The organism is Prevotella conceptionensis 9403948 (genome assembly GCF_000312305.1).
Taxonomy (GTDB): domain Bacteria; phylum Bacteroidota; class Bacteroidia; order Bacteroidales; family Bacteroidaceae; genus Prevotella; species Prevotella conceptionensis.
This window is the reverse complement of record NZ_HE999453.1, coordinates 44,655-46,526: the sequence shown is the minus strand read 5'-3', so window position 1 is coordinate 46,526 and position 1,872 is coordinate 44,655. Positions and strand designations below refer to the sequence as shown.

At 49.3% G+C, this 1,872-nt stretch carries 1 protein-coding gene and 1 pseudogene; both read right to left on the bottom strand.

Going from position 1 to position 1,872, the window contains the following annotated elements; all coding sequences use genetic code 11:
- Positions 1-2 precede the first annotated feature (2 nt).
- Complete coding sequence (locus BN93_RS13870) at positions 3-1,337, bottom strand: MFS transporter (protein ID WP_019188923.1); 1,335 nt, start codon at positions 1,335-1,337, stop codon at positions 3-5.
- Between the two features lie 177 nt (positions 1,338-1,514).
- Positions 1,515-1,872 (bottom strand): annotated as a pseudogene (locus tag BN93_RS13865) (SpoIID/LytB domain-containing protein); the annotation flags it as partial.

Here is a 1,872-nt window from a genome sequence, read left to right as displayed (position 1 = left end):
GTTTAAGAGATGTCTATGTTTTTGTTGTTTTCTGCATCGACTTTACCTTTGTTTTTCAGCATGGGCCTTATCCAAACGCATCCCACCAGCGAGAGAACGCCGCAAGCGAGGGCTATTAAGAAGAGGTTGTTGTAGCCAAGCCACTCTTGCAATGCACCCGAAAACATGCTGGGAACCATTTGGGCCAACGCCAAAACGGATGTAAGGAAGATGTAAACGGTATGGTTGCCCAAAGCTTTGCTGATGGACTTCAAAGTCGTCCAATAGGTAACTAAGGCCAAACCTAAGCTCGTTTGTCCGATGAAGATGCAAAGGTTAATAGCGCCTAGGCTTGTAGGCTGGGTCTCGCTAAGCAAAACATATAGTGCATTGGGCTGTAAAATGGCCAAAGATAAGGGCAAAACGATGGTTCGTATGCCTTTTGTGGCAATGATAGCTTTGCCTAACAAGCTGCCGGCGATAAGTCCTACAACACCCACAGTGCCGTAAGTTAGGCCAAATTCTTGTGGAGACAGTCCCAGTCCGCCATTGTGGTTGGAGTCGACAAGAAAGAGCATTGCCACTTTCGATGTGAGCGTTTCGGGCAATAAAAAACAGAACGTGAAACAAAAAACGGCTGCAAGTTGTTGCCGGGGGTGTTGGGCGAAGAACGAAAGGATGTCTTTCTTCACCTCTTGCCAACGTTCTGCAAATTGTTCGCGCCGCTGTTGTCGCCTTAAAAGGTGGATGGACTCGTTATAAGGACTGGGCAACGCCGTGCGGTGCCATAACCATGAAAGAATGAAAAGGCCTGCAACGGAATAGAAAATAAGGCTCCACGATAGGCTGATGCTATTGCGATAGAGCAGTTGTAGATTGCCTGCCACCATCACTAAGAAACCTTGAACGAAGATAAAGGCCAGCAAACGGAATATGTCTGGCATGCTAGAAAGGCCCGAACGCGTGCTGCCCATAACCGTATCGTGATAAAACACGTCGGCTTCTGTCTCATGAACGGCTAATGCGAAGGCCAATAGCACCAGAAAAGCGAACGTACCTTGCAGCCAATGGGCGGTGGGAATGGTGAAGGCAACACCACCCAAGGCAACGCCAAGCATCAGTTGCATGGACACAATCCACCAACGGGAGGTGCGTATGAGACCTAAGAAGGGTGACCACAGTGGGCGTAACAGCCACGGCAGAAACAACAACCCCGTGTAGAGGGTTATCTCTGCGTTGCTCAATCCCAATTGTTTGTAGAGCAAAAGCGCAAGTGTGGCGATGGCGGCTTGTGCTGTTCCCGTGCCGAAGTATATTGACGGCACCCATCTCCACGGTGTTTCTTTGCCTGTGGTCATGTTAGTTTATGAGTTTATAAGCTCGTGAGGTTATGAGTTCGTGAGTTGTTGAGTTTGTGCGTTGTTGAGTTTGTGCGTTTTGTCGTGTGCTACATTGAGCTCTACAACTCAATACCTCACGAACTCAACAACTCAGCAATTCAGCAACCTCAACAACTCATAACCTTAAACATCTATCTACGGATAGAGGCGTTTTTGTTCGGCTCCTGGATAGTAATGCGCCAAAATCTCATGGTAGGCGTACCCTTTTTCGCCCATCACGGCCGCCCCAATCTGGCACAAGCCCACGCCATGTCCCCATCCTGCGCCCGTAAAGACGAAACGAAGTGGAACTCCTTCGGCATCACGTTCGGCCACGTCTACCACGAATGCCGAACTATAAAGATGGCTTTCGCTAAGTGCGCGGCGTATTTCCAGTTCCTTGCCAAGCGTTAGTGTGCGCTTTGTTCCAACGATTTTCAAGCGCGACAAACGCCCACTCTTACCCCTTTCGACTGGGTTCGAAGGCCGTAATCAGGCCAAAATCAATGCCCAA